The 7,662-nt window shown below is 74.5% G+C and carries 1 protein-coding gene (cut by a window edge); it reads left to right on the top strand.

The window, feature by feature from the left end; genetic code table 11:
• The first annotated feature begins 7 nt into the window (after window positions 1-7).
• On the top strand, window positions 8-7,662 hold the 5' end (the start) of the coding sequence (locus AMK31_RS08180) for an SDR family NAD(P)-dependent oxidoreductase (protein ID WP_443333941.1). Its footprint extends 8,401 nt past the window's final position; 7,655 of the gene's 16,056 nt are visible here — the first part of the coding sequence; it begins with the start codon at window positions 8-10; its stop codon lies off the right edge, out of view.

Here is a 7,662-nt window from a genome sequence, read left to right as displayed (position 1 = left end):
TGAAGCGCTGCGAGCGTCCCTGAAGGAGACCGAGCGGCTGCGCCGGCAGAACCAGGAACTCGCCGCGGCCGCCCACGAACCCATCGCCATCGTGGGCATGGCCTGCCGCTACCCCGGCGGGGTCGCCTCGCCGGAGGACCTGTGGCGGCTGGTGACCTCCGGCGGCGACGGGATCTCCGGGCTGCCCACCGACCGCGGCTGGGACCTGGACAACCTGTACGACCCCGACCCCGCGACCTCGGGCACCACCTACGTCCGCGAGGGCGGCTTCCTCCACGACGCCGGCGACTTCGACCCCGGGCTCTTCGGCATCTCCCCGCGCGAGGCCCTGGCCATGGACCCCCAGCAGCGCCTGCTGCTGGAGACCTCCTGGGAGGCGCTGGAGCGGGCCGGGATCGACCCTGCCGCCCTCAAGGGCAGCCGTACCGGCGTCTTCGCCGGAGCCAGCCACCAGTACTACGGCCCCAGGCTCCACGAACCCGCCGAGGGCGTCGAGGGACACCTGCTCACCGGCAGCGCGACCAGCGTGCTGTCCGGCCGCGTCGCCTACACCCTGGGCCTGGAAGGCCCCGCCGTCACCGTCGACACCGCCTGCTCGTCCTCCCTCGTCGCCATCCACCTCGCCGCGCAGGCGCTGCGCTCCGGCGAGTGCACGCTGGCCCTGGCCGGCGGCGTCGCCGTGATGGCCACCCCCGGCCCGCTGGTCGAGTTCTCCCGCCAGCGCGGCCTCGCGCAGGACGGCCGCTGCAAGGCGTTCTCGGCGGACGCTGACGGCATGGGCATGGCCGAGGGCGTGGGCATGCTGCTGCTGGAACGCCTGTCCGACGCGCGGCGCAACGGCCACCGGGTGCTGGCCGTGGTGCGGGGCAGCGCGGTCAACCAGGACGGCGCGTCCAACGGCCTGACGGCTCCTAACGGTCCGTCGCAGCAGCGGGTGATCCGCCAGGCGCTCGCCAACGCGCGGCTGACGGCGGCCGACGTGGACGCCGTCGAGGCGCACGGCACGGGTACGCGGCTGGGTGACCCGATCGAGGCGCAGGCCCTGCTGGCCACGTACGGCCAGGACCGCGAGCAGCCCCTTTGGCTGGGCTCCGTGAAGTCCAACATCGGACACTCCCAGGCCGCCGCCGGTGTCGCCGGTGTCATCAAGATGGTGATGGCGATGCGGCACGGCCTGCTGCCGCAGACCCTGCACGCCGCCGAGCGCACCGCACAGGTCGACTGGTCCGCGGGCGCCGTAGAGCTGCTGACCGAGGCACGGGAATGGGCGGAGGCCGGGCGGCCCCGCCGCGCCGGCGTCTCCTCCTTCGGCATCAGCGGCACCAACGCCCACACGATCATCGAGCAGGCCCCCGCCGCTTCGGCGGCCGTGCCGGAGCCCCCGGTCGTGGCGTCGCCGGTCGTGCCCTGGATCCTGTCCGGCCGCACCGAGGCCGCCCTGCGGGCCCAGGCCGAGCGCCTGGCCGAGCACATCCGATCCCGGCCCGAGGACGCACCGGCCGACATCGCCCTGTCCCTGGCCACGACCCGCGCGGCCCTGGAGCACCGGGCCGCCATCGTCTCCGGCGACCGCGACGAACTCCTCGCCGGGCTCGCGGCCCTGGCCGAGGACCGGCAGACGCCCGCGCTGCGCCGCGGAGTGGCCACGGGGGAGAGTGCGCTCGGGTTCCTGTTCACGGGGCAGGGCGCCCAGCGCGTCGGGATGGGCCGTGAGCTGTACGCGGCGTTCCCGGTGTTCGCGGAGGCGTTCGACGCGGTGTGCGCGCGGTTCGACGCGGAGCTGGAGCGGCCGCTGAAGGACGTGGTCTTCGAGGACGCGTCCGCGCTGGACCAGACCGTTTACACGCAGGCGGCACTGTTCGCCCTCGAAGTGGCGCTGTTCCGGCTGCTGGAGTCGTGGGGCCTGACCCCGGACGTCCTGCTCGGCCACTCCATCGGTGAACTGGCCGCCGCGCATGTGGCGGGCGTGTGGTCGCTGGAGGACGCGTGCACGCTGGTCGCGGCGCGCGGCCGTCTGATGCAGGCGCTGCCGTCCGGCGGGGCGATGGTGGCCGTGCAGGCCACGGAGGCCGAGGTCGCCGAGGCGCTGACCGGCGACGCCGTGTCGATCGCGGCCATCAACGGCCCGTCGTCCGTGGTGATTTCCGGTGACGAGTCCGAAGTACTGGAGATCGCCGCCCGTTTCACCGAGCAGGGCCGCAAGACCAAGCGCCTGACCGTCTCCCACGCCTTCCACTCCCCGCGCATGGAGCCGATGCTGGCGGACTTCCGCCGGGTCGCGGAGGGGCTGACGTACAACGCGCCGCGCATCGCTGTCGTATCGAACGTGACCGGTGAGATGGCCACCGCCGAGGAGCTGTGCACTCCCGGCTACTGGGTGCGGCACGTCCGTGAGGCGGTCCGGTTCGCGGACGGTATGCGGACGCTGGTCGCGGACGGTGTGCGGACGCTGATCGAACTCGGCCCGGACGGCGTGCTGTCCGCCATGGGGCATGAGTGCCTGCCCGAGGACGCCGACGTCGTCGGCGTGCCGCTGCTGCGCGGCGGGCGTGCCGAGGACGAGACGCTGGTCTCGGCCGTCGCGGCCGCCCAGGTGCGGGGCGCGGCGGTGGACTGGGCGGCGTTCTTCGCGGGCCGCGCGGCCACGCCGGTCGAGCTGCCGACCTACGCCTTCCAGCACGAGCGGTACTGGCTGCGGACCAAGGCGCTCACAGGGACGGGCGGACTGCCCGGCGGCGTGGCGCTGCTGGACCACCCGCTGCTCGGCGCCGCCGTCACCCTGGCCAGCGAGGACCGGCTGCTGCTCATGGGCAGGCTGGCCGTCGACGTCGAGCCGTGGCTCGCCGACCACGCGGTGCTCGGCCCGGTGCTGCTGCCCGGCACGGCGTTCGTCGAACTCGCCCTGCGCGCCGGTGACCAGGTCGGCTGCGACCGGCTGGACGAACTGACACTTGAGGCGCCGCTGATCGTTCCCGACCAGGGATCGGTGGAGCTCCAGCTCGAAGTCGGCGCCGCCGACGCGTCCGGCCGCAGGCCGGTCACCCTGCACTCCCGGCCCGCAGCCGCGGACGAGCAGCCGTGGACCCGGCACGCCGGTGGTGTGCTGTCCGCCGGGGCGCGGACCGCGGTGCCCGCCGAGACCGTCGGCCAGGTGTGGCCGCCGGCCGGCGCCGAGCCGGTCGACCTGACCGGCTTCTACGAGCGACTGGCCGCCCTGGGCCTCGACTACGGACCGGTGTTCCAGGGGCTGCGCGCCGTGTGGCGGGGCGACGGCGAGGTGTTCGCCGAGGTCGCGCTGCCCGAGCAGGCCACCGGGGACGCCGCCCGCTTCGGGCTGCATCCGGCACTGCTGGACGCCGCCCTGCACGCGCTCGGCCTCGGCGACCTGGTGGCGGAGCCGAACCGGGTGCAGCTGCCGTTCGAGTGGCGGGGCGTCTCGCTGTACGCCGCCGGTGCACCCGCCCTGCGGGTCCGGCTGTCCTCGGCGGGAGCCGACGCCGTCGCCCTGGACATCGCCGACACCCTGGGCCGGCCCGTGCTGGCCGTGGACCGGCTGGTCCTGCGACCGGTCACCGAGGAGCAGCTGGCCCAGGCCCGTGCCGACCACCACGACGCCCTGTTCCGGGTGGAGTGGACCGCGCTGCCCGCCACCGACGAGCCGCAGTCCGGCGCCGCCACCGCCGACCGGATCGAGCTGGGAGCCGACGAGAACAATTCCAGGGCGGGGGAGCGGTACGCCGATCTCGGCGCCCTCGCCGCGGCGGTCGACGCCGGACGGCCCGCCCCCGAGGCGGTCGTCCACCGGGTCGCCACCGACGCCGTGGACGCCGGCTCCCTCGCCGACGCCGGGTACGAGGCCGCAAGCGCCGTACTGGAGCTGGTGCGGGCGTGGCTGGCCGACAGCCGGTTCACCACGTCCCGGCTGGTGCTGGTCACCACCGGCGCCGTCGCCGCGACCGGCGACGAGGACGTCCGCGACCCCGCCTCGGCGGCGGTGTGGGGCCTGGTGCGCTCGGCACAGTCGGAGCACCCCGGCCGACTGGTGCTGGTGGACGCCGACCCGGCGACCCCCGCCGCCCCGCTGCCGGACGCCGCCGTGCGGTCCACCGAACCCCAACTCGCCGTCCGTGACGACCGTCTGCTGATCCCCCGGCTCGCCAGGGCGCCGCGCGACGAGGCCGCCACGGCCCTCACGTTCGACCCCGCCGGAACGGTCCTGCTCACCGGCGCCACCGGCGCGCTCGGCGGCCTGCTCGCCCGCCACCTGGTCACCCGGCACGGCGTACGGCACCTGCTGCTGGCCGGCCGGCGCGGCGCGCAGGCCGACGGCGCGACCGAGCTGGTGGCGGAACTCACCGCCCTGGGCGCCACGGTGACCCTCGCCGCCTGCGACGTGGCCGACCGGGACGCCGTGGCCGCGCTGCTCGACGGCGTTCCCGGCGAACACCCGCTGACCGCCGTGGTCCACGCCGCCGGCGTCCTCGACGACGGGCTGGTCGACACCCTCACCCCGCAGCGCCTCGACCGGGTGTTCCGGCCCAAGGCACACGGCGCGGTCCACCTGCACGAACTGACCCGCGACCGGAACCTGTCCGCGTTCGTGCTGTTCTCCTCCGTCTCGGGCGTCGTCGGCAGCGCCGGCCAGGCCAACTACGCCGCCGCCAACGCCTTCCTCGACGCCCTCGCCCGGCACCGCCGCGCCCAGGGACTCCCCGCGACCTCCCTCGCCTGGGGCCTGTGGGACGGCGACACCGGCATGACCGGCTCCCTCGACGAGGGCGACCTGGCCCGGATGCGCCGCGCCGGGATGATCGGGCTGACCCCCGAGGAAGGGCTCGCCCTGTTCGACGCGGCGTGCGCCGGGGCCGACGCCGCGCCCGTGCCGGTCCGCCTCGACCTGGCCGCCCTGCGCCGCACCGGAGCACCGTCCCCGCTGCTGCGCGGCCTGGTCCGCGGCCCCGTCCGGCGCACGGTGGACACCGCCGGCCAGGACACTCCCGGCGGAGCCCTCGCCGACCGCCTGGCCCAGCTGCCCGCGGCGGAGCGGAACCGCCTCCTCCTCGACCTGGTCCGCACCGAGACCGCCGCCGCGCTCGCCTTCGCCGGACTCGACGAGGTGCCGCCCGCGAAGGCGTTCAAGGAACTCGGCTTCGACTCCCTGACCGCCGTCGAACTCCGCAACCGGCTCAACGCGGCCACCGGACTGCGCCTGCCCGCCACCCTCGTCTTCGACTACCCCAACCCCACCGCCCTCGCGGACCTCCTCGCCGCCGAACTCCTCGGCGACGAACCCGACCCGACCGCCCGGCCGGGCGGCACGGCAACCCCGGCGACCGCGGACGACGAGCCGATCGCGATCGTCGGCATGGCCTGCCGCTACCCCGGCGGCGTCACCTCGCCGGAAGACCTGTGGCGGCTGGTCGCGAACGGCGGCGACGGCATCGGGGAGTTCCCCGCCGACCGAGGCTGGGACCTGGAGAACCTGTACGACCCCGACCCCGCCCGGGTCGGCACCTCGTACGCCCGCGAAGGCGGCTTCCTCCACCAGGCGGGCGACTTCGACCCCGGCCTGTTCGGCATCAGCCCGCGCGAGGCGCTGGCGATGGACCCGCAGCAGCGGCTCCTCCTCGAAACCTCCTGGGAGGTCTTCGAACGCGCGGGCATCGACGCGGACGCGCTGAAGGGCAGCCGCACCGGCGTCTTCGCCGGCGTCATGTACCACGACTACGGTGCCCGGCTGACCACCCTTCCGGACGAGGTCGAGGGCTTCATCGGCACCGGCACGTCCAGCAGCGTGGTGTCCGGCCGGATCGCCTACACCTTCGGCCTCGAAGGCCCGGCCGTCACCGTCGACACCGCCTGCTCCTCCTCTCTCGTCGCCCTGCACATGGCCGTGCAGGCGCTGCGCTCGGGGGAGTGCACGCTCGCCCTCGCCGGCGGTGTCACGGTGATGTTCACCCCCGGCACCTTCGTGGAGTTCTCCCGGCAGCGCGGCCTCGCACGCGACGGCCGCTGCAAGTCCTTCGCGGACGCGGCGGACGGCACCGGTTGGTCCGAGGGCGTCGGCGTACTCCTCGTGGAGCGGCTGTCGGACGCCGTGCGCAATGGTCACCGGGTGCTGGCCGTGGTGCGGGGCAGCGCGGTCAACCAGGACGGCGCGTCCAACGGCCTCACGGCGCCGAACGGCCCCTCGCAGCAGCGGGTGATCCGCCAGGCGCTCGCCAACGCGCGGCTCACCACCTCCGACGTCGACGCCGTCGAGGCACACGGCACGGGCACCCGGCTGGGCGACCCGATCGAGGCGCAGGCGCTGCTGGCGACCTACGGCCGGGACCGGTCGGAGGACCGGCCGCTGTGGCTCGGGTCCATCAAGTCGAACATCGGGCACACGCAGGCCGCCGCCGGTGTGGCCGGTGTCATCAAGATGGTGATGGCGATGCGGCACGGTGTGCTGCCGCGGACCCTGCACGTGGACGAGCCGTCCCAGCAGGTCGACTGGACGACGGGCGCGGTAGAGCTGCTGACCGAGGGACGCGAGTGGCCGGACACCGGCCGCCCGCGCCGGGCCGCCGTGTCCTCCTTCGGCATCAGCGGCACCAACGTCCACACGATCATCGAGCAGGCACCGGAAAGCGTCCCTGCCGAACCGGTGCGCACGGTGACCACGCCGACAGTGCCGTGGGTCCTCTCCGGCTCGACCGAACCCGCCCTGCGCGCCCAGGCGGCACGCCTCCTCGCCCACCTGGACCGCCACCCCGACCTCGAACCCGGCGACGTGGCACTGTCGCTGGCCACTTCGCGCGTCGCGCTGGAACACCGGGCAGCGGTCGTCTCCGCCGAGCGGGACGAACTCCTCGCCGGGCTTGCCGCGTTGGCCGAGGGCGAGAGCCTGTCCGGACTGGTGCGCGGGTCGATCGGTGACGGGGGCCGGATCGGGTTCCTGTTCACGGGGCAGGGGGCTCAGCGAATCGGGATGGGGCGTGAGCTGTACGGCGCCTTCCCGGTGTTCGCAGAGGCGTTCGACGCGGTGTGCGCGCAGTTCCGGCTGGAGCGGCCGCTGAAGGACGTGGTCTTCGAGGACGCGGCTGCGCTGGACCAGACGGTGTACACGCAGGCGGCGCTCTTCGCTCTCGAGGTCGCTCTGTTCCGGCTGTTGGAGTCGTGGGGTGTCACGCCTGACGTGTTGCTGGGCCACTCGATCGGTGAGTTGGCCGCCGCGCATGTGGCGGGGGTCTGGTCGCTGGAAGACGCCTGTTCCCTGGTCGCCGCGCGTGGCCGTCTGATGCAGGCGCTGCCTGAGGGCGGTGCCATGGTGGCCGTGCAGGCGACCGAGGCGGAGGTCGCCGAGGCGCTGACCGGCGACGCGGTGTCGATCGCCGCCATCAACGGCCCGTCGTCCGTCGTCATCTCGGGTGACGAACCCGAAGTGCTGGAGATCGCCGCCCGCTTCTCCGCGCAGGGCCGCAAGACCAAGCGTCTGACGGTCTCCCACGCCTTCCACTCGCCTCGCATGGAGCCGATGCTGGCGGAGTTCCGCAGCGTCGCGGAGGGGCTGACGTACAACGCCCCCCGTATCCCTGTCGTATCGAACGTGACCGGTCGCCCGGCTACCGCCGACGAGCTGTGCGCCCCCGACTACTGGGTACGGCACGTCCGTGAGGC

This window comes from Streptomyces sp. TSRI0107, from assembly GCF_001905845.1.
Classification (GTDB): Bacteria; Actinomycetota; Actinomycetes; order Streptomycetales; family Streptomycetaceae; genus Streptomyces.
The sequence above is the reverse complement of the archived record's forward strand: the minus strand, read 5'-3'. Positions and strand labels throughout refer to the sequence as shown.